Annotated in this window: 20 protein-coding genes and 1 tRNA gene; 10 read left to right on the top strand and 11 right to left on the bottom strand. The window is 49.2% G+C overall.

Annotated features, from left to right (window positions below; all coding sequences use genetic code 11):
• Positions 1-5 precede the first annotated feature (5 nt).
• From I2F54_RS11110 to I2F54_RS11100, 3 genes are all read left to right on the top strand, one after another.
• Entirely contained in the window at positions 6-521 is a 516-nt protein-coding gene (locus tag I2F54_RS11110) for an acyl-CoA carboxylase biotin carboxyl carrier protein subunit (protein WP_009120854.1), read from the top strand.
• A 2-nt stretch (positions 522-523) separates the two neighbouring features.
• Complete coding sequence (locus I2F54_RS11105) at positions 524-2,056, top strand: acyl-CoA carboxylase subunit beta (protein WP_009120855.1); 1,533 nt, start codon at positions 524-526, stop codon at positions 2,054-2,056.
• 106 nt (positions 2,057-2,162) lie between these two features.
• Positions 2,163-3,848, top strand: a complete 1,686-nt coding sequence (locus I2F54_RS11100; RefSeq protein WP_009120856.1) for a putative transporter — start codon at positions 2,163-2,165, stop codon at positions 3,846-3,848.
• Here I2F54_RS11100 and I2F54_RS11095 read toward each other — a convergent pair.
• Positions 3,845-4,606 carry a sugar phosphate nucleotidyltransferase gene (locus I2F54_RS11095; protein WP_195501232.1) on the bottom strand — a complete coding sequence of 254 codons (762 nt, stop codon included), beginning with the start codon at positions 4,604-4,606 and terminating at the stop codon, positions 3,845-3,847. The genes I2F54_RS11100 and I2F54_RS11095 overlap by 4 nt on opposite strands.
• A gap of 3 nt (positions 4,607-4,609) precedes the next feature.
• Positions 4,610-6,040 carry a RapZ C-terminal domain-containing protein gene (locus I2F54_RS11090; RefSeq protein WP_195501231.1) on the bottom strand — a complete coding sequence of 477 codons (1,431 nt, stop codon included), beginning with the start codon at positions 6,038-6,040 and terminating at the stop codon, positions 4,610-4,612.
• Between the two features lie 137 nt (positions 6,041-6,177).
• Here I2F54_RS11090 and I2F54_RS11085 point away from each other — a divergent pair, with 137 nt between their 5' ends.
• Both I2F54_RS11085 and I2F54_RS11080 read left to right on the top strand, forming a co-directional pair.
• A complete protein-coding gene (locus I2F54_RS11085; protein ID WP_195501230.1) occupies positions 6,178-7,554 on the top strand; it encodes a cobyrinate a,c-diamide synthase in 1,377 nt (458 codons plus the stop codon).
• A gap of 3 nt (positions 7,555-7,557) precedes the next feature.
• Positions 7,558-8,127: a cob(I)yrinic acid a,c-diamide adenosyltransferase gene (locus I2F54_RS11080; RefSeq protein ID WP_195501229.1), complete on the top strand. Its 570-nt coding sequence runs from the start codon at positions 7,558-7,560 to the stop codon at positions 8,125-8,127.
• Here the strand turns inward: I2F54_RS11080 and I2F54_RS11075 are convergent.
• The 5 genes from I2F54_RS11075 to I2F54_RS11055 form a co-directional block, all read right to left on the bottom strand.
• The gene (locus I2F54_RS11075; protein WP_129618405.1) at positions 8,122-8,829 is read right to left on the bottom strand and encodes a TapB family protein; all 708 of its coding nucleotides are present in this window, start codon (positions 8,827-8,829) and stop codon (positions 8,122-8,124) included. The genes I2F54_RS11080 and I2F54_RS11075 overlap by 6 nt on opposite strands.
• Positions 8,830-8,862: 33 nt before the next feature.
• Positions 8,863-10,026 (bottom strand): nicotinate phosphoribosyltransferase, encoded by a 1,164-nt coding sequence (gene pncB / locus I2F54_RS11070; protein WP_022218954.1) that lies wholly within the window; start codon positions 10,024-10,026, stop codon positions 8,863-8,865.
• Positions 10,027-10,265: 239 nt separating this feature from the next.
• Entirely contained in the window at positions 10,266-12,668 is a 2,403-nt protein-coding gene (locus tag I2F54_RS11065; protein WP_195501228.1) for an ABC transporter permease, read from the bottom strand.
• Between the two features lie 30 nt (positions 12,669-12,698).
• Positions 12,699-13,694 carry an HlyD family secretion protein gene (locus I2F54_RS11060; protein ID WP_087426487.1) on the bottom strand — a complete coding sequence of 332 codons (996 nt, stop codon included), beginning with the start codon at positions 13,692-13,694 and terminating at the stop codon, positions 12,699-12,701.
• Between the two features lie 78 nt (positions 13,695-13,772).
• The gene (locus I2F54_RS11055; RefSeq protein ID WP_195501227.1) at positions 13,773-15,173 is read right to left on the bottom strand and encodes a TolC family protein; all 1,401 of its coding nucleotides are present in this window, start codon (positions 15,171-15,173) and stop codon (positions 13,773-13,775) included.
• Positions 15,174-15,285: 112 nt separating this feature from the next.
• On the opposite strand from I2F54_RS11055, the gene I2F54_RS11050 reads away from it, so the two are divergent.
• Genes I2F54_RS11050 through cbiB form a run of 3 tightly spaced genes read left to right on the top strand, consistent with a single transcriptional unit; the run spans position 15,286 to position 18,890 of the window.
• Positions 15,286-16,845: a cobyric acid synthase gene (locus I2F54_RS11050; RefSeq protein ID WP_195501226.1), complete on the top strand. Its 1,560-nt coding sequence runs from the start codon at positions 15,286-15,288 to the stop codon at positions 16,843-16,845.
• A gap of 11 nt (positions 16,846-16,856) precedes the next feature.
• Complete coding sequence (locus I2F54_RS11045) at positions 16,857-17,894, top strand: threonine-phosphate decarboxylase (RefSeq protein ID WP_118468392.1); 1,038 nt, start codon at positions 16,857-16,859, stop codon at positions 17,892-17,894.
• Between the two features lie 24 nt (positions 17,895-17,918).
• A complete protein-coding gene (cbiB, locus tag I2F54_RS11040; protein ID WP_195501225.1) occupies positions 17,919-18,890 on the top strand; it encodes an adenosylcobinamide-phosphate synthase CbiB in 972 nt (323 codons plus the stop codon).
• A 22-nt stretch (positions 18,891-18,912) separates the two neighbouring features.
• On the opposite strand, the gene cobC is transcribed toward cbiB, so the two are convergent.
• From cobC to cobU, 4 genes are all read right to left on the bottom strand, one after another.
• Entirely contained in the window at positions 18,913-19,443 is a 531-nt protein-coding gene (gene cobC, locus I2F54_RS11035) for an alpha-ribazole phosphatase (RefSeq protein ID WP_195501224.1), read from the bottom strand.
• 91 nt (positions 19,444-19,534) lie between these two features.
• Positions 19,535-20,275 (bottom strand): adenosylcobinamide-GDP ribazoletransferase, encoded by a 741-nt coding sequence (locus I2F54_RS11030; protein ID WP_009120870.1) that lies wholly within the window; start codon positions 20,273-20,275, stop codon positions 19,535-19,537.
• Positions 20,276-20,333: 58 nt separating this feature from the next.
• Entirely contained in the window at positions 20,334-21,371 is a 1,038-nt protein-coding gene (gene cobT, locus I2F54_RS11025) for a nicotinate-nucleotide--dimethylbenzimidazole phosphoribosyltransferase (protein ID WP_195501223.1), read from the bottom strand.
• Between the two features lie 22 nt (positions 21,372-21,393).
• Positions 21,394-21,906: a bifunctional adenosylcobinamide kinase/adenosylcobinamide-phosphate guanylyltransferase gene (gene cobU, locus I2F54_RS11020; RefSeq protein WP_195501222.1), complete on the bottom strand. Its 513-nt coding sequence runs from the start codon at positions 21,904-21,906 to the stop codon at positions 21,394-21,396.
• 149 nt (positions 21,907-22,055) lie between these two features.
• On the opposite strand from cobU, the gene I2F54_RS11015 reads away from it, so the two are divergent.
• Positions 22,056-22,128: transfer RNA gene (locus tag I2F54_RS11015), tRNA-Gly, on the top strand.
• Between the two features lie 169 nt (positions 22,129-22,297).
• Entirely contained in the window at positions 22,298-23,503 is a 1,206-nt protein-coding gene (locus I2F54_RS11010; protein ID WP_195501221.1) for a site-specific integrase, read from the top strand.
• Positions 23,504-24,149: the final 646 nt, after the last annotated feature.

The raw sequence follows: 24,149 nt of genomic DNA, 5'->3' as shown, positions 1-24,149 counted from the left end.
TGTTTATGGAAATACATATCGGAGACCGTGTGGCGGACGTTACGCTGGTCAGTAAAGAGGGAAATAAGGTACAGCTCACCATCGACGGGAAGCCGTACGAAGTGGATATCGTAATGGCGGAAAACGGAAGCTGCTCCATTCTGCACGACGGGAACTCGTTCAACGCGGGACTGGTGCGTGGAGAAGGCGGAAAGAGCTATGACGTGAGTATGTTCTACCGTTCGTATCATGTGGATATCGTGGATACGCAAGCCAAGTATCTGCACATGAAGAAAGGGGCGGACGAGAAACAGGGTGACAAGATTATCGCCCCGATGCCGGGTAAGGTAGTGAGCATTCCCGTGAAGGCGGGCGACCGCCTGGCGGCCGGAGACATTGCCGTAGTGCTGGAAGCCATGAAGATGCAGAGCAATTACAAGGTTAATGCGGACTGCGTCGTGAAAAACATATTGGTGAACGAAGGCGAGCCGGTAAACGCGAATCAGGTATTGGTAGAATTGGAACTTATTAAAGAAGAATAATCATGAATAGAGAAGAAATATACGCGCGTTTTGAGGAACTGGATAAACGCGCCTCGCTGGGTGGCGGAGTAGACAAGATAGAGAAGCAACACGCCTCCGGGCGCATGACGGCGCGCGAACGCATCGACATGCTGCTGGACAAGGGCACTTTCAATGAATTGGATAAGTTCGTTACCCACCGTTGCACGAACTTCGGCATGGAGAAGAAACAGATAGCGGGCGACGGCATGGTGACCGGTTACGGAAAGATTGACGGACGTCAGGTGTTTGTATACGCCTACGACTTTACGGCGCATGGCGGTTCGCTGAGCGAGACGAATGCGGCCAAGATTGTAAAAGTGCAGCAGTTGGCATTGAAAAACGGCGCTCCCGTCATCGCCCTGAATGATTCCGGCGGCGCACGCATACAAGAGGGCGTGAACAGCCTGGCGGGATATGCTTCCATCTTTTATCAGAATACGATAGCTTCGGGAGTAATCCCGCAGATTTCGGCTATCCTGGGCCCTTGTGCGGGTGGCGCATGCTATTCGCCGGCACTGACGGACTTTATCTTCATGGTGAAGGAGCAGAGCCATATGTTCATCACGGGTCCGGACGTGGTAAAGACCGTTACGCACGAGGAAGTGGACAAGGAAGAACTGGGCGGCGCCTATACGCATAGCAGCAAGAGCGGCGTCACCCACTTTATGTGCAATACGGAAGAGGAGACGCTGATGAGCATCCGTGAACTGCTGAGTTTCCTGCCGTCCAACAATATGGAAGACGCTCCGTTCGCAGCTTGTACGGATGATATTCATCGCCAGACGGAAGCGTTGCAGACCATCATACCGGAAGACCCGAATATGCCTTATGACATCAAGGACATTATCGAACCGGTACTGGATAACCAGTATTTCTTTGAGGTGATGCCTCACTTCGCCAAGAACGTGGTGGTGGGCTTCGGACGGCTGAACGGACGTTCGGTGGGTATTGTAGCCAACCAGCCGGCTTATCTGGCAGGCGTGCTCGACATCGACGCTTCGGACAAGGCGGCCCGCTTTATACGTTTCTGCGACTGTTTCAATATTCCGCTGATAACGTTTGAGGACGTTCCGGGATTCTTGCCCGGCACGGTACAGGAGCACAACGGCATCATCCGTCATGGAGCCAAGATTGTCTATGCCTATGCAGAGGCTACCGTGCCCAAGATAACGCTGATAACCCGCAAGGCTTATGGCGGCGCGTACATCGTAATGTCCAGCAAGCCTACCGGCTCTGACGTGAATCTTGCCTATCCGCAGGCCGAGATTGCCGTAATGGGCGCGGAAGGAGCCGTGAATATCTTGTACAGAAAGTCCTCTCCCGAAGAGAAGGAAGAGATTATCAAGGAATACGAGGAGAAGTTCTCCAATCCTTACCGTGCTGCCGAACGAGGCTTCATCGATGAGATAATCATGCCCCGCAACACCCGCTATAAGCTGGTACAGGCATTGGAAATGGCTCATAACAAGAACCAGAGCAATCCGCCGAAGAAACACGGCAATATGCCTTTATAAATAGTTATTTTTAATGTGTGAAAACTTGTATCCCCGGAGAAGTGATTTCTGTGGGGGTACTTTTTTTACTTGATTACCGATTACCCTGTTATTATACGTTGAAACTATGGAATTATTAAGAAATCTCTTTGAGGGATACCCCAATCTGTGGGGTGGCGGGGTGGCGCACTCCGTACTTATTTTGTCGCTTGTCATCGCGTTCGGCATTATGCTTGGCAAGATAAAGGTTGCCGGAATATCGCTGGGCGTTACCTGGATATTGTTCGTAGGTATCGTATTCGGTCATTTCGACCTGAATCTGGATGAACACTTACTCCACTTCCTGAAAGAGTTCGGATTGATTCTGTTTGTTTATTCTATCGGTCTGCAGGTGGGGCCCGGCTTTTTCTCCGCCTTTAAGAAAGGGGGATTTACGCTGAACGTGCTGGCGGTACTGGTTGTGTTTATCAGTGTCCTGATTACGGTGGCGCTTCATTTCATAACGGGAATACCTATTACTACAATGGTCGGCATCTTGTCGGGAGCGGTGACCAACACTCCGGGACTGGGCGCTGCGCAGCAGGCCAACAGCGATTTGAACGGGATTGACGCGCCGGAGATAGCATTGGGCTATGCGGTGGCGTATCCTTTGGGTGTTATCGGATGTATTCTGGCTTTGCTGGCGTTGAAATATCTGCTCCATATCAATACCCGGAAAGAAGAGGCGGAAGCCGAACAGGGGCTGGGGCATCTGCAGGAGCTGACCGTACGCCCCGTTTCCGTGGAGATACGAAACGAGGCGGTGGACGGCAAGACGATAAAGGAGATAAAACCGTTGTTGAACCGTGCGTTTGTCATCTCGCGTATCCGTCACCGTGATTCGGAAAACGAGGTGGAATTGGTGAATGCCGATACGGTATTGCATCTGCAAGACCAAATTCTGTTCATCTCCAACCCGAAAGATATGGAAGCCATCATCGCCTTTTTCGGCAGGCAGATCAGCGCGGAGTGGGAGCAGGACAAGAAACTGATTTCCCGCCGTATCTTGATTACCAAGCCGGAACTGAATGGGAAATCGCTGGCGCAGCTGAAAATCCGTAATAACTTCGGTGCAAGCATCACCCGTATCAACCGTTCGGGAGTGGATTTGGTGGCAACTCCTCACCTGCAGTTGCAAATGGGCGACCGGGTAACGATTGTGGGTAGCGAACTGGCTGTAAGCCATACGGAAAAGGTACTGGGCAACTCCTTGAAACGTTTGAACCATCCGAACCTGATTCCCATCTTCCTGGGCATAGCGTTGGGATGTATTTTGGGAAGTCTGCCTTTCATGTTTCCGGGCATTCCGCAACCGGTCAAGCTGGGGCTTGCAGGCGGTCCGCTGATTGTATCCATACTTATCAGCCGTTTCGGCCCCCAGTATAAACTGATAACGTATACCACCATGAGCGCCAATCTGATGATACGTGAAATAGGTATCTCCCTCTTCCTTGCATGTGTGGGATTGGGAGCGGGTAAAGGCTTCGTAGATACCATTATCCACGAGGGCGGCTATGTGTGGATAGCATACGGCGCGATTATAACGATAGTTCCGTTGCTGGTGGGCGGACTGATAGGACGCTATGCCTGGAAACTGAACTACTATACACTGATAGGCGTACTTTCAGGAACGAATACCAATCCGCCGGCACTGGCTTATTCTTCGGAACTGACTTCGTGCGATGCGCCCGCCGTGGGATATGCTACGGTTTATCCGCTGGCTATGTTCCTACGGGTGCTGACCGCACAACTTCTGATATTGGCATTGGCTTAAAAAGAAGGGGACGCTTGCCGGTCTGACGAATAGTACGCTTCGGCTTTAGCCAGTGTTTCCGGTTTGCCGATGTCGAACCAATGGCGGTCTTGAAGCGGATAGCCCTGTATACGGGCTGTTTCGCAGACAGACAGGTAGAAGGGGATAATGGAGAACTTTTCTTTCCATTGTCCCCTTTCCATATAGCGGAAAAGGGAAGGGGATATGACGTGAATACCGCCGAAAGCCATTTCCTTGTATCGGTCTTCCCGGAAAGAGAACCCCTCGGGCTTGGTTTCGCCTGTGGATTTATTAATCCAGCCATGCAGACGGTTGGCGTCATCCAGTAACAGGTAACGGGATGTCTGCCGCCGGCTGACGAGCAGTGTAGCTTCCGCATCGCTCTCCCGGTGATGCCTGTAAAACTCTGCGAGATTTATATCGGAAAGGATGTCGGCGTTGTGTACTAAGAACGGCTCGTCGCCGTCCAGAAAAGGACGGGCTTTCTTTATCCCGCCACCGGTGTCGAGCAGCATATCCCGCTCATCACTGATGTGGATAGTGACGCCGAAATTGTTATTGGCGCGGAGAAACCCGATAATCTGTTCTCCGAAGTGGTGGATGTTGACCGTAATGTCATTGAATCCGGCCTCTTTCAGTCGTAGAATCACCCGTTCCAACATCGGCTTTCCGGCTACGGAGACGAGCGCTTTCGGGGTGTGGTCTGTCAGCGGACGAAGGCGGGTACCCAGTCCGGCAGCGAATATCATTGCTTTCACTGTTTACTTTTTTGCGCTAAAGCTTTGTTCTATGTTCTGTTCTCTATGCATCAGGTTCACTTGCACGCCGAATTTCTTGTTCAGGTGCTCGGCAAGATGCTGTGCCGAATATACGGAACGGTGCTGACCGCCTGTACAGCCGAAACATACGGACAGGCTGGTGAAACCGCGTTCCATATACCGTTTTACGGATGCATCCACCAGGGCGTATACGTGCTCGAGGAAGACGGCGATTTCTCCGTCCTCTTCAAGAAAGCGGATAACGGGTTCGTCGAGGCCGGTGAAAGGCTTGTAACGTTCGTATTTACCGGGGTTGTTCACGGCGCGACAGTCGAATACGAAGCCGCCGCCATTGCCGGAAGAATCTTCGGGGATGCCTTTTTTATAGGCAAAGCTGGTGACTTTTACCACCAGACGGCGTTTTTGCAGGTCGTCGGTGAATTGTTTCAGCTCGGTCAGTTCGTGCAGCACTTTGCAGAGATACGGATATTCGGGGTAAGGTTCTTGCAACAGCTGGCGCAGGTTTTCAATGGCGAAAGGCACGCTTTGGATGAAGTGGGGCTTCTTCTCGAAGTAACCGCGGAAACCGTAGGCGCCTAACACCTGCATGGTGCGGAACAGTACGAAATGACGGAGCTGGGCATAGAAGTAGTTCTCATCCACCGGCTGGTATTTGCGCAAGGCTTCGATGTACTCTTTCAGGAGCTCTTGGCGCAGACTGTCGGGATAGTTGGCTTTGGCTTGCCACAGGAACGAAGCCACGTCATAGTAGACAGGGCCTTTGCGTCCGCCTTGGAAGTCGATAAGCCAGGGTTTGCCGTCCTTAATCATTACGTTGCGGCTCTGGAAGTCGCGATACATGAAAGTGGCGGAACTGCTGCGAAGGAGTACGTCCGCCATCTTCTGGAAATCATCTTCCAGACGGTCTTCCTGGAAATCCATGCCGGTTGCCTTGAGGAAACAGTATTTAAAGTAGTTCAAGTCCCACAGGATACTGCGGCTGTTGAACTCCGCCTGCGGATAGCAATAGGAGAAGTCCATGCCGTCGGCTCCGGCAAACTGTACGGCGGGCAGCAGGCGGATGGTTTTACGCAGCAATTGCTTCTCCTCTTCTCCGAATACGCTCGTCTTGCGCCCTTTCTCGATGGCATTGAACAGGAGAGTGTCTCCCAAATCTTCCTGAAGGTAGTACACGTCGTCTTCGGAACGGATAAATACTTGGGGTACGGGTAAGCCCTTTTGGCGGAAATGCTCTGCCATATAGAGAAAGGCACGGTTTTCCTCGACGGATTCGCCGCTGACGCCTATCAGTGTAGGCGTGCCTGTGAGGCGGAAATAACGGCGGTTGGAGCCGGAAGAGGGAAGTTCGTCGATGGCTTCGGGTTCGTGCCCGGTATGCGCGATGTAGAGTTTTTTAAGTTCTTCGGTTATCATAGCGGTTTTTTTATATTTGGCAGCTAAGATAAGGTTTTTGTCGGAGATATTTTTACCTTTGCCGAATAAAATCCGTAAGTCAGTCTGTAACGGAGAGCCTGCTTATACTTTATACCTTATATTTAAATTCAAGCGACATGCGCCACATTCCTCAATTTCTCATAGCAGCCCCTACATCGGGTAGTGGAAAGACTACCGTAAGCCGCGGCCTGATGGCTCTGCTGACGCAAAAAGGGTTGGCGGTACAGCCTTTTAAATGCGGACCGGATTATATCGATACCAAGTACCATACGGCTGTATGCGGACGCGCGTCCGTTAATCTGGACACGTTTATGGCTTCCGGTGAACATGTGCGCGAGCTTTATGCGCGCCGCGCCGCTTCTGCGGACGCCTGCATTGTGGAAGGGATGATGGGGATGTTCGACGGGTACGATCGCGACCGGGGGTCTTCGGCGGAGATAGCGCGGTTGTTGCAGCTTCCTGTCGTGCTGGTGGTGGATGCCAAGTCTGCCGCTTATTCGATGGCTCCTTTGCTGTCGGGATTCATTCATTTTCGTCCGGAGATACGGATTGCGGGGGTGATATTCAATCGTGTGGGGTCGCCCCGGCATTATGAAATGCTTCGGGAAGTGTGTGACGAGGTGGGCGTTGCCTGTTTGGGCTACCTTCCGAAGACGAAAGCGCTGGAGCAGGAATCGCGTTATTTGGGGCTTGATTTCAGCCGATCCGAAGGTACGGATGCCATCGGTACTCTGACAGGGTTGCTGGAGCAATACGTGGATTGGAAACTGTTGCTGGAAAAGACGGCGCTTCCGTTGCGGGAAATGAGGGGAAAGGGGCAGGATAGGGTCGGCGGTCGGAAACCGGGCGGTCTGCGTATATCGGTGGCGCGTAATGAGGAATCTTTCTCTTTCATTTATGAGGAACATTTGGAGATATTGCGCGAAATGGGGAGTGTCTCTTTCTTCGATCCTGAAAAGGATGTTCCCATATCGCGGGATATCGATTTGTTGTACTTGCCGGGCGGGTATCCTGAAAAGCATTCCGTGACGCTCGCCGGAGCCCGTCAGGTGAAAGAATCCGTTCGGGAGTATATAGAGTCCGGTGGCAGGACACTGGCGGAGTGTGGCGGACTGATTTACCTTTCGTATGCCATAGGTTATGACAAACGGGAACATGAGGGTGGCGGTTGCGGGTTCGACAGAATGGCGGGTGTATTTCCTTTTTATATTTCCAATGAGAGTGCATACCGGAAACTGACATTGGGGTATCGCAGCTTCGACTATAAGGGGCAGCGTTTGCGGGGACACGAGTTTCATTATACGCAGTTTGGAAAGCCGGGGACGGCTCCCGATGACAGCCGGAAAGAGCTGTATATGCCGCCTACCGTCGCGCAGGTGTATAACGCCAAAGGGCAGCCGGTGAGCACGCCCGTATTCCGTTATAAGAACACGATAGCGAGTTATACGCACCTTTATTGGGGAGAGACGGATATAATGAAGTTATTTGAATAAAAGATGAAAAAAGTATATACCCGTACGGGAGACAAGGGGACAACCGGAATTCATGGCGGAGCACGTGTCCCCAAAGATGATATTCGCATCGAGGCAAACGGTTGCCTGGACGAGCTGAATGCTGTGATAGGCATTGTGCGTTCCATGCTCTCTGCCGGGGATGACCGGCAGGAATTGCTGCACACTATTCAGAAGGAACTGATGGTAGTGATGAGCCATGTGGCTACTCCCGATGATGTATTGAATCCTAATCTTCTTTCTGCCGCCGGACTGACCATACGCTGCGAACAGGAAATGGATGCCATGACTGCCGGGCTGACAGAGAACGGTTATTTCCTTCTGCCGGGCGGTACGCCCGTTTCGGCGCAACTGCATTTTGCCCGCACGGTGGCAAGGCGTGCCGAAAGACGCTTATGGACGCTTCACCGCCAATCTCCGCTGAATGAGGATATTTTGAGCTTCGTGAATCGCCTGTCGGATCTCTTCTTTGTCATGGCACGCACGGAGATGCAGCGACAGGACTGGCCGGAAGAGAAATGGCAGGAGTTTGCTTATAAGAGGAAGAGGCTATAACGGTTCCTTTATATCGATTAAGGTCTTGACTGTCTTTGTCTTTTCTTTGTTTTCGTACTCCTCGCTCTTTACCAAGCCGATGCCTTGGGCATACCATTCGGTGATATTAACCGTTTCGGAGAAGAAAAGGAGCATGTTCGCTTTCATGGTATAGGTCAGCTTTATGCAGTCGAATTCTCCGGCAGGCGTTTTGAGCCGTTCAAAACCCTGGTATTCTCCGTTTAGGGTGGTTGTCATCTTGATTGGTCCGGCCTTGAAGGTGTATTTGCTTTTCTTCATCTTCTCGCCTTTCCTGACGCGGTTGTGCAGCACAATATAGATACATCCTTCGGAACTGAGCTTTTTCATGATTTCCTCTTCCTTTTCCTTGTTGTCCATGATGATTTTCATGTCATCGCTCATGGATGTTTCATCCATCATATACACAATGGTGTTGTCTTGGGTATAGGCTATCTTTTGTCGGGACATGAAGCCTTTCTTTTCTTCGTTGAGAGGAAGGACGGAATCCGCCAGCGTGATGTGCAGCGTATCATTTCCGGCTTCGGTCTGCTTGACGAAGGACAGGGACTGACGTGTGATGTTGTTCCGGCTGTTGTGGGTTTCATAGTACAGGTGTTTGCCGGTGGTATTATAATACTGGGCGTTTGCGGCGAGGATATTTCCCAATGCTGCCGATAGGAAGATGAACAGGGCTTTTTTCATGGTATTATGTTTTGAATGGTGCCGGAAACAGTTTTATAGCAGCCGTAAATCGTACAGGCAGGCGCGTACTTCTTCTTTGCTGCCGATATGTTTTCCTTTATCGTCGGACAGCTTTACACATTCGCGCCATTCCTGGTTGACGTTCATTTTGCATTGCGTCAGCTTCATCACGATGTTCGAGGGCTTGAAGCCGGTGTCGTTGGTCAGGTTGGTACCGATGCCGAAAGCGCAGCGAATTTTGCCGCGGCAGTGTTCCTGTATGTCGAGGGCTTTGCCGAAGTCCAGAGCATTGCTGAATACGATTGTCTTGGTAGTGGAGTCTATGCCCAGTTCGCGATAGCGGGCAACCAGCTTGTCGGTAAACTCGAACTCATCTCCGGAGTCACAGCGCACACCGTCGAAGAGCTTTGCCTGCTTGCGGCTTAAATTGGTCAGGAACACACCGGATGTATAGGTGTCGGACAGGGCGATGCCCAAATCTCCGTCGTACACGTTTACCCAGTTCTCCAAAGCCATGTAGTTGGCGTGTTTGTAACCAAACTGCGCTCCATGAAACATAAACCATTCGTGCGGGTGCGTTCCCATTGTCTTCAGACCGTATTTCATGGCGAAGTGGCAGTTGGATGTTCCTGTGCAATAATGGGCGGTCTGTTTCAGGCAGTCGATAACCTTGTCTTGTACATCGAATGAGAAACGCCTGCGTGTGCCGAACTCCGAGAAAGAAAGCCGGTGCTCGTTGGACAGCGTGACCTTTTCCGACAGTTTGCAGATAATGTCGTCCATATCCGCGACGTTGCCGAGAACCTGATTCTTGATTTCAGATACAATGGCAAGAAGGGGTACTTCGTAGAGGGTTGCTTTGTATAGATAATCGGTAATTTCGATGCTCAGATGGCGGTCTTTGTCCAGAGAGATATCAATCTTGTCCGGCCGGAAACGGAAAGAGGACAGCCATTCCCAGTAAACTCCGGGCAGGAAGCGGCAATGCTTCGTCATGTATTCCAGTTCTTCACGGGTCAGCGTCACTTCGGACAGCCTGGCAACCGCTTCTTTCAGTCGCCGCAGAAACTCGTCCGTATACGCTGTCTCGTCCCTGTCTTTGAAGCTGAAGGTTCCCAAAGCATAAGGAAACAACTTGATGTAGGCGTATGACGTTGTAAACTTGTAGAGGTCTGTATCGAGGATGGTATGAATCATTGTATTGCTTTTTTAGTCACTGCATTTAAATTGGGGGTGAAGATAGTAACTTTTTCTTAATTTTCGGGTATCAATTTGTTAACAACAGCGTATTCCTATTAAACCATGTTATAAGTCGGGCTGCAGCCCCCGAATAATTTGGAGATTCCCGAAATGTCCGTATATTTGCAATGTGTTTTTCATAGTATTAGATTTAAGGTTAACAAAAAGATTGGCTGTCTGGGATAGATAGCCTTTTTTTATGCCTTTATGTTACCTGTCTTTATGTTACCTGTCTTGATGTTACTTCGTTTATAAACCCGCCTTGTTGTGTGCACCGCCCATGCGCCGTATACGATTACTTGTATCCATAGCGTCAGCATCTGAGGCCAGATGTCGGCAAGGTCGGCACCCATTGAATTTAATTTTACGAAAGCGAGTACTGCGGGAGCCACAGGGAAGACGTAATGCGCCGCTTGCCAATACCAGGGCATCAACTCCAACGGATAGGAAACGCCGGAAAGGAAGATGTAGCCCACTGAAAAGAAAGCTATCATCAGCAGCGGGGCTTCGGAGTCGGTAAACCAGCGGGATACGGCAAGCGCAAAGAAACTTGTGGCAAGCAGGAAAGGAATCATCATAGTGGCAATGTCCCAACCGTTTCCTATGTTGGGTATGCTGAAAATATGCGGAAGAAGTCCCAACAGGAATATGGAGAACACAACATACAGCATGACATATACGAAAGTTCTTCCCGACACGATGCACAGAGCATTTCCCAAAGAACGGGCGTTCATGGGAAAGATCCCTTTTCGTCTTTTTTCCGCCTCTTCGCCTGTAAGCATGGCAATCACCATCAGCATCGTCTGGAAGATGATGACAATCATTACGGCAGGAATCAGATAAGAGCCATACCCTTCGGTGTAATTGTAGAGAGCTGTTCCCGATACGCTGACGGGAGCGGATGATGCAACGGCCAGCAACCCTTGCGGTGGCAGGAAAACAGCTCCGGCAGGTCGGTGGGCGTCGTTTACGGCAAGCATGACGCGTGAACTTGCTTCTTGCAATCCCTTGAAGTTGAGAAATGCGGCGGTAGAGGCGTAAAGGGTGAATACGGACGTTTCGCCGCGTGCCACACGCATCTCGAAGTCGGCAGGAATATAGAGTATGCCGGCAACTTCGCCTTTCTTCATCCATTCGCGGGCTTCGAGGATATTGGACGTTTGGGCATAGACCGATGTCTGCGGGGCGGCATCCAGCCAGCGCACATACTCCCGGCTGAGCGCGGAGTGGGAGAGGTCTGCTACGGCAACGGGGGCTTTACGCACCAGATTGGGAGCATACATATAGTTGTAGAGCAAGCCGTAGAGGAATATACCGCCCGCCAATACCAACAGGATGGCGGGATTGGTGGAGATGGCTTTCCATTCGCGGTGGATTACATTATCTTCTTCACTGACATGAAGGGTTTCTTCGCTCTCTACCGTTCTCTTTATCCACCATTTCAATAAAGGCAGAATCAGTATCGCCAGCAGTAGGAATATCAGTAGTATGGCTACCGATTGCCAGAAATAAGCAAAGCCTGCATTGAAATAAATCATGGCTTGTGCCGCTTCGGTGAAATGGCGTACCGGAAACAGATAGGATGCGGCATGGACAGGCGCGTACATGGCCGTTACCGGAAAGGTGACCCCGGACAGGGTAGCTCCCAATGAACCTACCATTGAAACGACACTGATGATATAAGCTATTTTAGGGAAGATAGAGAATATCAGCACTGCCAATGCCTGCGTAGCCATGATAAACAGTATTGTTACGACGTTCATCACCCACAGGCTGCCGTGAAAGGGGATATGCAAAGGGCCGAACAGAACGTAGTTTGCCAGTATACCTATGATTGAGAATATAAGGGTGTAGGGCAACAGCTTTCCTGCAACAGCAGTCAGGATGTCGGCATTTTGCGGATTGTCGGGGTCTTTTCCTGCGGGTATGGCAGCCCGAAGCCAGTCCCGGGTTGTACCGAACTTGAATTCGCTGCCTATGGCATAGACGGTTACAAGCAAAATCAGTATTTGGAACAGGACGAAGAAAAATGGCTGGCTCAGATAGATAGAGTAATCCATATCCGGGTTATAGAGCGGATGCGTACTGGCTTCTACCGGAAGAAGGAAGGTCTGCATTTGTTCTTGTCCCACTCCCAACGCTTCTGCCTGGACGATGATAGGAGATAGGGCTACGGGGGCAAGCGTGGTTTCAAAGGCAGCCATTAGTTCGCTTCCTACCGAAAGCAGGGCGTAGTGGTAGTAATAGGTCAGTGACGCATCCGTTCCGCTGACGGCTTTCTGCTCGAACCGGGGCGGGATGGACAGGTAGCCGTATATTTCTTTCCGCTGCAATGCCTGGCGTGCAGAGGCTTCATCGGTAAAATGCTCCGTAACGCTGAATGTGGGGGTTGCCGATATGCGGCGGGAGATGTTGCGTGAAGTGGCTGTGTTGTCCTGGTCTACAATGCCTATGGGGATGTTTTCCATTTGTCCGTTGCCGAAAATGGTGGCCATGAAGAACAGACAGAACAAGGGCAGGATAATGCACACGCCGAGATAAAGACGGCGTGAGGTGATACGGTGATATTCGCGGAAGAAAGTATTATATAATAAATTCATAATAAGGGGTTTGTATGGTGAGACGGACGACTACTGCTTTGCGTCGATTGCCAGCAGTACGGACATTCCCGGTCGCAATCCTTCTACCGTTTGTACAGGGCGTGCGTGTATTTCAAAGGTTTGCATATCGTAGCTGCCTGTTTGTTTAGTGGACTTCCAGGTGGCAAAACTGCCCAAAGGACTGATGTAATAGATGCGGAATTCGATACCTTTTCGGTCGAGGGCGGGAACGTCGGCCTTGAATGTACCGCCCATTTTGAATCGGGGCATCAGGTCTTCCCGGATATTCAGGACTACGTGTACATCATTCATCACAACCAAACTCATAATAGGGGTACCCGGAGCGACCAGTTCGCCGCGTTTGGGAAAGATAGTGGCTATTTGCCCGTCTTCGGGAGCGGTGAGTCTGGAGTCTACCAAGAGGGCGGAGACTTCATCGACAGTACTGCGGGCGGCATCTACAAGACTGCGGGCGGCGGCACGGTCTTCACTCTGCGCACCGTCTACTGCCATTTGATACTGTTGGTAGGCGGCGCGTTCGGCAGCTTGAGCGGCTTTGTACATGGCCTCTACTTCATCCTTGCGCTGCGAGGTGACGACACTGTCCTTGTAGAGGGTGAGGATACGCTGATAGGTGGTTTGGGCAAGAGTGAGGTCGCTTTGCGTTTTGTTCCATAGCTGCCGGGCTGTGGCGACAATCTGCCGTCGTGTACCGGCGTCAATCTTTTTGTTCTGTTCTTGGGCCACCTGTTCCAGCGCATTGACTTGGCGGTACTTGGCTTCGATGACGGGGCTGTTGATGACAACGAGCGTGTCACCGGCTTTTACCCATTTGCCTTCCTCTACAAGAAAGGAGTCGATGCGTCCCGGAAGCTTTCCGCTGATACGTATCTCGGTGGCCTCTATCTGCCCTTGCAGCACCATGGGCTGCCGGCTCATAAGTAACATTCCAATGGCCGACACTGCTACGGTAACGGCTAATATGACGATGAATGTAATGCTGATGGTTTTATTGTTGATATTCATTTTTATTACAATTATAAAGTATAACATAGGATTGCCCAAGGAATTAAAACTCCCATTGCGCAGCCTGTTTCTCAATTTTTAATTCTCAATTCTCAATTTATCAAACTGTTCCGGTATGCCGCATAGCGCCAGAAGGTTCATCAGCGCCACGTCATACTCGTAATAGGCAGCCAAACGGGCGACACGTACGGTAGCCAGCATCGTTTCGGCATCTATTACTTCGGTACTCGTAGCCATGCCTTCGGTGAACGATTTCTTGCGGATACGCACCAGCTCTTCACTCAGTTCGATAGTGGTATTCAGTGCACGTACATTGTCCTGGGATTTCTGCATCTGCGTGTAGAGCTTGTCGATGCCCACGCTTAAATCGTCTTTGGCTTTTTCTTGTCCTATGGTAAGGGTTTGTTGGGCTATCTTGGATTGGCGTATCCGTTTCTCCCGTGCCAAGCCGTCAAAAAGATTCCAGGTGAATCCTACTCCTATCATGGTGCGGGGGACGAGGTTGCTTTGGATGCCGTGGGCGTACAATGTCTGTTTGCCGAATACGGCGATGTCGGGCAGGTATCCGCTTTGGTCGATACGGAGCTGTTGCTTGGCGATGTGCGACTGTAATTGCAATTGGTTGACGGTGTAGTTCTCGGTTCGCATGGTTTGCAGGAACTCTTCCTTGGCGGGTAGGACGGCATTTATGAAGAGTGGGGAAGTAGGCTGTATGTCGCAGGTGTCGTCCATATTGAGCAATGTGCGCAATGCGTTTTGCAAAACAGCGACTTCTTTTTGCGAGGCTTCCAACGAGCGTTGCGCTTCGTCCATGTTTACTTGCGCAAAGAGCCGTCCGGCTTTGTCTATCATTCCGGCGGATTCCAGTTTCAGTGCATTCTCGTAATGGCGTTGCAGGCTGCGGTAGGTATCTTGGCGCACGTGCGCCACTTCTTGTGCCAGACGCAGTCCGAAATAACTCTCCGCTAAAAGGGTACGTTGGGTGGCGTCGGTTTGCTCACGGTTTTCGCGTGCCATGTCAATCATCGTGTTTCCTATTTTACCGGCACGGATACGTTTTCCACCGGAGAAGACAATCCATTCGGCTGTCAGTCCTACGGTGGTGAGGTTGCGCGGAGCAAGCGGAAAGACGAGTGTGTGGCTGCCTATCTGGTCGAGGATGCTGCTGATGAACTGGTCGTCGGGGACGATGTTGTGCACGAAGTCTTTGGCGGGGTCTGTAAATTGCGAAAGAGGTTGTTTGACTTCTATCTTTTCGGACAGATGTACGAATGTTCCCGCACCTTGCAGACTGGGATACCAAAGGGCATTCAGCTTGTCACGCTCTGCGCGTGCAGCTTCAATGCCTTTGTCGGCTATCTTCAGGCTACGGTTTCCCTGCTGCATTTGCCGCAGGGCATCATCGAAACTCAGGGAAAGGGTTTGTGCCGTTACGGAAAGACCCGTTCCCAGAAGGATAATGAGTAAGATTTGTTTCATATGTCAAGTTTATCGTTTAGGTTTAGAATGATAAACTTGAAACACTCTTTCTTTTCTATTGTTCAATCTACCGACCTTTTTGCTACCTTTGCGCTCGGAAATACAGAAATATATGAAGATACTTCACCCTATTATGTTTGCCGGTACGGGCAGTGATGTGGGCAAGAGCATTATTGCGGCTGCTTTCTGCCGTATTTTCAAACAGGACGGTTACCGGCCTGCGCCTTATAAGGCGCAGAATATGGCGTTAAACTCGTATGCCACTCCTGAGGGGTTGGAGATTGGCCGCGCGCAGGCTGTGCAGGCTGAAGCTGCGGGTGTGCCTTGCCATACGGACATGAATCCGCTGCTGTTGAAGCCACAGTCCGACCATACCTCGCAGGTGGTTCTGAACGGCCGTCCCATCGGCAATCGCAACGCGTATGATTATTTCCGTAAGGAAGGGCGTGAAGAGTTGCGTAAAGAGGTGCGCGCCGCTTATGACAGGCTGGCACGGAGATATAATCCTGTGGTACTGGAAGGTGCGGGGAGTATCTCCGAAATCAATTTGCGTGACTCCGATTTGGTAAATCTTCCTATGGCCTTGTATGCCGGGGCGGATGTGATTCTGGTAGCGGATATTGACCGGGGTGGGGTGTTTGCCAGTGTCTACGGTTCGGTAATGTTGCTTCGCCCGAATGAACGTGAACGGATAAAGGGGATTCTTATCAATAAATTCCGTGGAGACATACGCCTGTTTGAATCGGGCGTTAAGATGATTGAAGAACTATGCGGTATTCCCGTTGTGGGTGTAGTGCCTTATTATAAGGATATTTATATAGAAGAGGAAGATTCGGTGGCTCTTGTCGCAAAGTCGATGCAGGCGGAACGGGGAAAGGTGAACATTGCCGTTGTGCTTTTGCGCCATCTCAGCAATTTTACTGATTTCAACACGTTGGAACGTGACCCGCGCGTACATCTTTTCTATACCAATAATACGGATGAACTGGCAAAAGCGGATATCATCATTCTGCCCGGTAGCAAAAGCACGCTTTCCGACCTTTATGAACTTCGCCGTAACGGGGTGGCGCAGGCTGTTGTCCGCGCCCATCGTGAGGGGACTGCCGTGCTGGGCATTTGTGGCGGTTATCAGCTTATGGGGCAGGAAGTGCTCGACCCCGATCATGTGGAAGGAGATATTGACCGCTTGCCCGGTTTGGGGCTTCTGCCTGTGAGTACCCGTATGACGGGGGAGAAGGTGACGAGACAAGTGAACTTCCAACTGCTTGAAAGCTGTCGCACCGCTGTTTCGCACGGTAACTCTCGTCTCCCGACTCCCAACTTTCAACCTTCAACTCCCAACTTTCAATTAAAGGGCTACGAGATTCACATGGGTAGCACCGTTCCCGTAGAGGGTGCGCCTGCGTCTCCGCTGAACTTACTGGAAAATGGACAGTGGGACGGGTATTTGGCCGACCGCACCTGCATGGGAACTTATATCCACGGTATTCTTGATAATCCGGAATTTATCGACTTTCTGCTCGAACCGTTTGCCGATAAATTATCGGAGAAGACAGAGGCATTCGATTATCAACAGTTTAAGGAAGAGCAATATGACAAGCTTGCCGAACATGTGCGCCGCCACGTCGATATGCCGCTTATCTATCAGATATTGACCGAGAACCAAATATAATAGACAGAGATATGATTGAAGGACACGGAGATGACTCCTACAAATATAACCGCCCGGTAACGGCTAATTTCAGTTCCAACGTTTACAGCAAGGTAGACCTTTCTCTTTTGAAAGCGCACCTGTGCGAGCGGATTGGGGGTATCGGCAACTACCCCGAACCGGAACCCTACACGCTTGAAGCCCGGATAGCCCGGCTGTATCATCTGCCTGCCGATGCCGTCTGTGTGACAAACGGCGCGACTGAAGCCATCTATCTCATAGCACAGACTTTCCGGGGCACGAATACGGCTATTCTGCAACCTACTTTCAGCGAGTATGCGGATGCCTGCCGTATGCACGGACATCGGGTTACTTCATTATATCAGCTACCCCAGGCACAAGACGGGTATCTCTTACCGGACGATGTGCGGATGTTTTGGCTGTGCAACCCCAATAATCCGACAGGAACAGTGGTTGATAAGGAATATATGCGCGAACTGATTGAACATAATCCGCAGGTTTGTTTTATTATAGACCAGTCTTATGAGTTCTTTACTTTGTGTCCGCTCTTTTCTCCGGAAGAGGCGGTGGAATATTCCAATGTCCTGCTGCTGCATTCCATGACGAAAAGATATGCTGTTCCCGGTTTGCGGCTTGGCTATGTGACAGGCAATTCCGGTTTGCTGGTACGTTTACGGACTAACCGTATGCCTTGGTCGGTCAATCAGCTTGCCATTGAAGCGGGACTGTTTTTGTTGGAGCATGACGTTCCCAATCCGTTGGATGTAGCGGCTTATTTGGAAGAAACGGCGCGTCTGTCCGCTGCGATTCAAGCCATTGGCGGACTGGAAGTATGGGCTACGCAAACGCATTTTATGTTGGTACAGCTTCGTATAGGCAAGGCATCCGCCCTGAAAGATTATCTTGCCGGAGAACATGGTATCCTCATTCGGGACGCTTCCAACTTTACAGGGCTGAACGAGCAGTTTTTCCGTATAGCCACGCAAACTCCGGAAGAGAATGACAGGCTGGTGGCTGCGATTGCAAAATTTATGAGTTCGGATTTATAATGTATGAATGAAGGGAATATGCTTATGGAAGATATAATCATCATGTTAGGTATTGCTTTTAATCTGAACCTTCCGTTGCTTACGGCATGGTTGCTCGACCACTGGCTGGGTGATCCGGTTTGGTTGCCGCATCCTGTGGTGGCTTTCGGTAAGGCCATTTCTTTCTGTGAGCATCGCTTGAACAACGGGAATGCCCGTTTTCTGAAAGGAGCTGCCATGTCATTGGTACTTGTGGCGGGCGTTTATTTCCTTACACTGTTTCTGCTGCGTCGGGTGGCGCATTATTCACCCGGACTGCTTTTGGCTTTGCAGGTGCTGCTTATTTTCTATTGTCTTGCCGGTACTACGCTGGTGCGTGAGGTTCGTGAGGTGTTTAGGGCCGTAGACCGTTCTTTGGAAGAAGGCAGGCGGCAGGTGGCGCGCATTGTAGGACGTGATACTTCCGGGCTTTCGGCGCAGGAAGTACGTACGGCGGCATTGGAGACATTGGCGGAGAATCTGAGCGACGGGGTTATCGCTCCGTTATTTTGGTACATTATATTAGGTGTTCCGGGAATGATTGCTTATAAGATGATAAATACACTCGACTCCATGATAGGATACAGGAATGAGCGATACAGCCGGTTCGGATGTTTTGCGGCGCGCCTGGATGATGTTGCCAACTATATTCCCGCACGCTTGACGGCTTTTCTTATGGTGGCGGCTTCCGGCAGGTTCTCATTGCTGCTCTTTGTCGGTAAGTACGGCAATCAGCACGCCAGTCCCAACTCCGGTTACCCTGAAGCTGCTCTTGCCGGAATCTTGAATTGCCGTTTTGGCGGACCTCACAACTATTTTGGAGAAGAGGTGTGGAAACCTTATATCGGGGAGCATGAGCATCCTCTGACAACGGAAGATATGCAGATTGCCATACGTATCAACCGCTGTGCAGAATGGATGATGATAATGGTTGTCGTCGCTACGGCTACTTGCTTGTCTCTTATAGGACAGTTCTGATTCTTAATGGTTCATCCGGTGCCTATACTTCAATTCTGATGATACCTCCGTAAGGTGTCAGCGCATTGAATGCTTCTTCGGCTTTGATAAGTCCGGCATATATCTGTGCGCAAATCAGTACTCCGCCATGCGCAAAGATTGCCACCCGTTGGTATGGTTTTGTTTTCAGTTCATCCAGAAAACTGCTGACACGCTGGTATTGCATGGCAAACGATTCTCCACCGGTAGCTACAACATTCAAGTAATCGGCATACCATTCCTGCAGGCGCGGGTCGTCGTTACGGTCGAAAGGCTTCATTTCCCAGTCTCCGAAGTTAATCTCCATAATCCGCCTGTCACGTTCCGCATTCGGATAACCGCAGTAAGAGGCAAGGCGTACACAGCGTGTGAGCGGACTGGTGTATACATGGTCGAAAGGTAAATACACCTTCAGATTTTCTTTGGTAACAGCCGCTTCCTGTTCAAAAGACGGTTTCAGAGGAACATCTGTCTGGCCGTAGCATACGCCGGGCGGAACATCGACAGAAGTGTGTCGGATAAGTACTATTTCCATAATTTCAATATTTTGTTTTTAAGTCAGGTGCTTATGTCCAATCAGCTTAGGGATTGTGTAAGTCTTATGATTATCCTTTGAAGCCTGCTCTTTACAGATGCTCTATCACAAGGCTGCCTATATAAAAGGATAATTCACAAAGCAAAAAAGCTGCTCCGCAACAATCGCCCGTATATCCTTGCAGGCGATGTTTCATCAGTCGATAGAGTAATATAAAGGTCAACAGCGGAAATAAAGTGGCCGGCCATAGCTTTATGGGTAGGAACGCTATCAACGGCAGTAATCCGCAAATGAATGCAGTGAGAAGCTCATGCCAACTCATGCGATTGTATATCACTTTGGCTTTGCTGTCTTCCTCTTTACGGGCGTATGGCAGATAGTTGATGAGCTGGGATGCGCAGAATTTTGACCAGCAATCACCGCATAATACAAGCATGCAGAGAAGATGCAGGGGAAGGATGGATAGCTGTGACAGCAGTAAGAAGTAGATTATCAAACCGATAACGCCGTAACTGCCGATATGCGAGTCTTTCATGATGGCCAGTGTACGCTCACGGGTAGTACCGCCGCCAAAACCATCGAGAAAATCGGCCAATCCGTCTTCGTGCAGACAGCCTGTGACGAGCAAGCGTACAATGATAGCTGTAATCCAGGCAATGGATATAGGCAATATCTGTCCGGTAATCCATAATGTACCCGCCATGATACCGCCAGTCAGCCAGCCGGTCAGCGACCAGTAGGGCACTACGTGCTTGAAACATTCGGCGGGCACTTCTTTTATTTTCCAAAAAGGAAGTCGCGTGAAGAAGATAAATGCAGCTAGTATATTCATAATATGTAATTATCAATTTGCGGATTTCGATTCAAAAGGGATAACGGTTGCAGAAGCCTTAAAAATATTTGGTGATAGAGGCATGGGCAAAGTTATCCATTTCATTAATCATGCGGACAGCCGAGTCTACAATGGGGTATGCACAGATTGCCCCCGTTCCTTCTCCAAGTCTTAATCCTAAGTGTAATAACGGGTTGACATTTAATGACTCGAGTAAGAGTTTATGTCCGGATTCATCCCCGCAATGTCCGAAGATAGCATAATCCAGTACTTCGGGATACAGCTTGCCGGCGGCAAGAATGCAGTTTGTCATGATGAATCCGTCTATCAGAATAATCATCTTCAGTTCGGCGGCTTGCAACATGGCGCCTACTGCCATAACCATTTCCAACCCGCCAAAATAGCGGATGATGTCGCGTGGCGAGCCGTCTCCTCTATAATTGTCCAGCGATTGTTTCAGCACTTCGTACTTGTGGCGAATACCTGCGTTGTCCAGACCGCTTCCCGCACCTACACATTCTTGCAGCGGGATGCCTGTAAGGCAAGTCATCCACAGGGAAGAAGAGGATGTGTTGCCTATCCCCATTTCTCCGAAACTGAGTATGTTGCTGCCTTCTTCGTGGCAACGGCGCACTACTTCAGCGCCCCGCTCAAGGCAAAGTTCCATTTCTTCCTCGGTCATTGCAGCTTCATGCAGATAGTTGCGCGTACCTTTACGTACTTTCATATCGATGATACCTTTCTCGTAAGGTAAGTCATAATCCACTCCGGCATCCACAATCTTTAGCGTAAATCCATGCTGACGGCACAGGAAGTTGACGCCTGCGCCTCCGTGAAGGAAATTACTGATTTGCTGCCAGGTAATTTCTTTAGGCGAGAGGCTGACACCTTCCTCTACAATGCCATGGTCGGCGGCAAAGATGACATTTTGCGGATGTTGCAGGGTGGGAGTTAGGGTTTGCTGGATGAGCCCGATTTGCAGCGCAAGGCTTTCCAAAGCACCTAAAGCACCTTTCGGCTTGGTGAGATTATTGATTTTATCAATCAATGCCGGACGGATGGCTTCGTCCGGACGGGAGATATGAAATGTTTTCATTATATTCTTCAATTCTTAATTCTCAATTCTTGATTTTGACCGGGATGCCGGATACCATTAGGATTACCTCATCCGCCCGCGAGGCTATGTACTGGTTCATCCAGCCCTGCATATCCGTAAACTTCCGTTGTATTTCGTTCTCGGATGTACCCCCCATGCCTATCTCGTTCGTGACGAAAATAAATGTGGCATCCTGTGTGGTAAAACGATTGAACTCTTCTTTGGCGGCCGCGAGAGCTTGGTCTGTATCTGCGTTCAGGTCGAAGAAGAAGTTGGTGCACCACAGCGTTATGCAATCTATCAGAACGATACGTCCGGATAAAGAATGTCGGCTCAGCTCCTTTTCTTCTTCTATATTCGTCCATTCAGTTCCTCGTCTTTCCTGATGATGTATCACTCGTTTGCGAAACTCTTCGTCCCATATACGTGCCGTGGCGAGGTAAACAGGGTTGGGAGCGAGGCTGAGCGCCAGTTTTTCCGCATAAGTACTTTTGCCCGAACGGGCTCCGCCGGTGATAAGTATGATTCGTTTCATTGATTTGCTTGAAGTTTACGGGAAGCAAATGTACATGATTTATGTGGCAGTGACAAGAACAGAGCATTTTTTTAGCGATTTCATTTTTTCTTTTTTAAAAGATTTCATTACCTTTGCCAACGTTTTCAGTACAAAGGAAAGTAAACTCTGCGGAAGTAGCTCAGTTGGTAGAGCATCAGCTTCCCAAGCTGAGGGTCGCGGGTTCGAATCCCGTTTTCCGCTCCTTTGAAAATCAGGTAGTTATGTGTAAATTAACTACCTGATTTTTTTATATATGCTGAATAACATACCCCTTTTAAACCCTTTTAGACCCTTTTAATCCTACCTTTGTATGCAAATTCTATGCAAATTTCGGATTTGCATAAGTACAACTCATAACTGATATAATTGTATGGCAACGGTTAAATTCTACCTTGATAAAAGAAGGCAAAAAAAAGATGGCACTTATCCAATAAAGTTGAATGTATTCCACAACAAACAAATAATGATAGCCACGGAACTAAGTGCTTCAGAGAAAGAATGGGCTGGTAACGAATATTCTACAAAGGCACAAAACTATAAACCAAGAAACGTAGTTGCCCGTGGAATAATAAACAAGGCGGAAACAGTAATATTGACGTTGGAACAACAAGGGAAGCTAAAGTCAACAACGGACACATCGTTAAAGAAGATGATAGAAGATGCTATATGCAATAAGATTGAAAGCCACAAAACGTTTCTCTATTACCTTGATGAATTTATGTCCAAGAAAACCAACCAGGGTACTAAAACCATATACACAACCACAAGAAACAAGATTGAAGAATACGATAGCCATTGTACATTTGAAAGCATGGATAAGTCATGGCTGGAACACTTTGAAGCATGGATGGCAAAAACCATGAAGGTTAATGCCTACGCTATTCATTTACGGAACATACGTACTGTATTTAACTACGCCATTGATGAGGAGTACACAACATTGTATCCATTCAGAAGATTTTCAATAAAGAAAGAGGAAACCCGGAAACGTAGTCTTACAGCAGAACAACTTAGGTTATTGAGAGATTATCCATGTGAGGAATACCAGATTAGATATAGGGATATGTTCATGCTCATGTTCTATCTCATAGGGGTAAATGCATCCGATTTGTTTAACGCAAAACATTCCGCATTAGTAAATGGTCGTTTTGAATATAAGAGGGCTAAGACGGGGAAATTATACAGCATAAAAGTGGAGCCAGAAGCGCAGGCTATAATCGAGAAATACAAAGGGAAGGATTATCTTCTTAATATAATGGACGAATACGGAAATTACAAGGATTTCCTACATCGTATGGGAATAGGATTAAAGCAGATTGGAGAGACAGAGAGGAAAGGATTAGGCGGAAAAAAGAGTAGAAATCCTCTATTCCCTGATTTGTCCTCGTACTGGGCAAGACACACATGGGCTACGGTAGCGGCAGAACTCGATGTTCCTAAAGAGGTAATCGCCCACGCACTCGGGCATAGCTGGGCGAACAGTACAACGACCGACATCTATATCCGCTTTGATATGCGGAAGGTGGACGAAGCGAACAGAAAGGTTATTGACTTCTTAAATGCTTTTCATTTATAAATATATCATTATACATGCAATAAAATGTTAATACATGAATATGCTTCACATTTATAACAAATTGATTATAAACAATGTAAGTGAAAGATTATATTTGTTATCCACTTTTTAAGCCCTTTTAGACCCTTTTAATCCTTTTTCGCCCACGAATGAAAAGTAAATATTAAAGATTGTTCCTTTTCTCTGATTGTGCAAAAAAACATTTCTACATTTACCTGTGTAACGAGAGTGGGAACCTTGCTACAATCGACATATCAACATTGAAGTATCAGCCCAACAGGGCTATTCTTAATATATCGCCTGTAACGTTTCCCACCTCGGTTACAGGCTTTATTTATATAAGGCCATTCAGTCGGTCATGACGCTGTGTGTGCACCTCTGGCCGATGAAGAAACCTTGTAGAGGGCTGTGAAAACGGGGCGGGAAACCGCAGGAAATACGATACAAGGAAGCACTTAGAGGATGCTTGTATGGGTGTCACCCCACCTAAAACCTCGAAGCGGATGCAGGTTGATGTCATTCGCCCCTTGAAAGGCTCGGTCGTTATACGGGAGTTTGAAACCATTCAAGAGAATAGTCCGTTGGCCGTTTGGCTTAATATGTCTAAGTGAAAAATGGACTGCCAAATCGCTTAAGGACACTCTAT

Origin of the sequence: Bacteroides clarus, assembly GCF_015555825.1 — a bacterium.
Classification (GTDB): Bacteria; Bacteroidota; Bacteroidia; order Bacteroidales; family Bacteroidaceae; genus Bacteroides; species Bacteroides clarus.
This window is presented reverse-complemented; position numbering and strand designations above follow the sequence as displayed.

What these genes read in the sequence shown, in the direction of transcription:
- cobC (WP_195501224.1), bottom strand. Translation starts at nt 19,443, where the DNA reads ATGGAAATAGTACTTATCCGACACACTTCTGTCGATGTTCCGCCCGGC.
- I2F54_RS11030 (WP_009120870.1), bottom strand. Translation starts at nt 20,275, where the DNA reads ATGAATATACTAGCTGCATTTATCTTCTTCACGCGACTTCCTTTTTGG.
- I2F54_RS11100 (WP_009120856.1), top strand. Translation starts at nt 2,163, where the DNA reads ATGGAATTATTAAGAAATCTCTTTGAGGGATACCCCAATCTGTGGGGT.
- I2F54_RS11080 (WP_195501229.1), top strand. Translation starts at nt 7,558, where the DNA reads ATGAAAAAAGTATATACCCGTACGGGAGACAAGGGGACAACCGGAATT.
- cobT (WP_195501223.1), bottom strand. Translation starts at nt 21,371, where the DNA reads ATGAAAACATTTCATATCTCCCGTCCGGACGAAGCCATCCGTCCGGCA.
- I2F54_RS11110 (WP_009120854.1), top strand. Translation starts at nt 6, where the DNA reads ATGGAAATACATATCGGAGACCGTGTGGCGGACGTTACGCTGGTCAGT.
- I2F54_RS11055 (WP_195501227.1), bottom strand. Translation starts at nt 15,173, where the DNA reads ATGAAACAAATCTTACTCATTATCCTTCTGGGAACGGGTCTTTCCGTA.
- I2F54_RS11065 (WP_195501228.1), bottom strand. Translation starts at nt 12,668, where the DNA reads ATGAATTTATTATATAATACTTTCTTCCGCGAATATCACCGTATCACC.
- I2F54_RS11045 (WP_118468392.1), top strand. Translation starts at nt 16,857, where the DNA reads ATGATTGAAGGACACGGAGATGACTCCTACAAATATAACCGCCCGGTA.
- I2F54_RS11105 (WP_009120855.1), top strand. Translation starts at nt 524, where the DNA reads ATGAATAGAGAAGAAATATACGCGCGTTTTGAGGAACTGGATAAACGC.
- I2F54_RS11060 (WP_087426487.1), bottom strand. Translation starts at nt 13,694, where the DNA reads ATGAATATCAACAATAAAACCATCAGCATTACATTCATCGTCATATTA.
- I2F54_RS11050 (WP_195501226.1), top strand. Translation starts at nt 15,286, where the DNA reads ATGAAGATACTTCACCCTATTATGTTTGCCGGTACGGGCAGTGATGTG.
- cobU (WP_195501222.1), bottom strand. Translation starts at nt 21,906, where the DNA reads ATGAAACGAATCATACTTATCACCGGCGGAGCCCGTTCGGGCAAAAGT.
- cbiB (WP_195501225.1), top strand. Translation starts at nt 17,919, where the DNA reads ATGGAAGATATAATCATCATGTTAGGTATTGCTTTTAATCTGAACCTT.
- I2F54_RS11010 (WP_195501221.1), top strand. Translation starts at nt 22,298, where the DNA reads ATGGCAACGGTTAAATTCTACCTTGATAAAAGAAGGCAAAAAAAAGAT.
- I2F54_RS11090 (WP_195501231.1), bottom strand. Translation starts at nt 6,040, where the DNA reads ATGATAACCGAAGAACTTAAAAAACTCTACATCGCGCATACCGGGCAC.
- pncB (WP_022218954.1), bottom strand. Translation starts at nt 10,026, where the DNA reads ATGATTCATACCATCCTCGATACAGACCTCTACAAGTTTACAACGTCA.
- I2F54_RS11085 (WP_195501230.1), top strand. Translation starts at nt 6,178, where the DNA reads ATGCGCCACATTCCTCAATTTCTCATAGCAGCCCCTACATCGGGTAGT.
- I2F54_RS11075 (WP_129618405.1), bottom strand. Translation starts at nt 8,829, where the DNA reads ATGAAAAAAGCCCTGTTCATCTTCCTATCGGCAGCATTGGGAAATATC.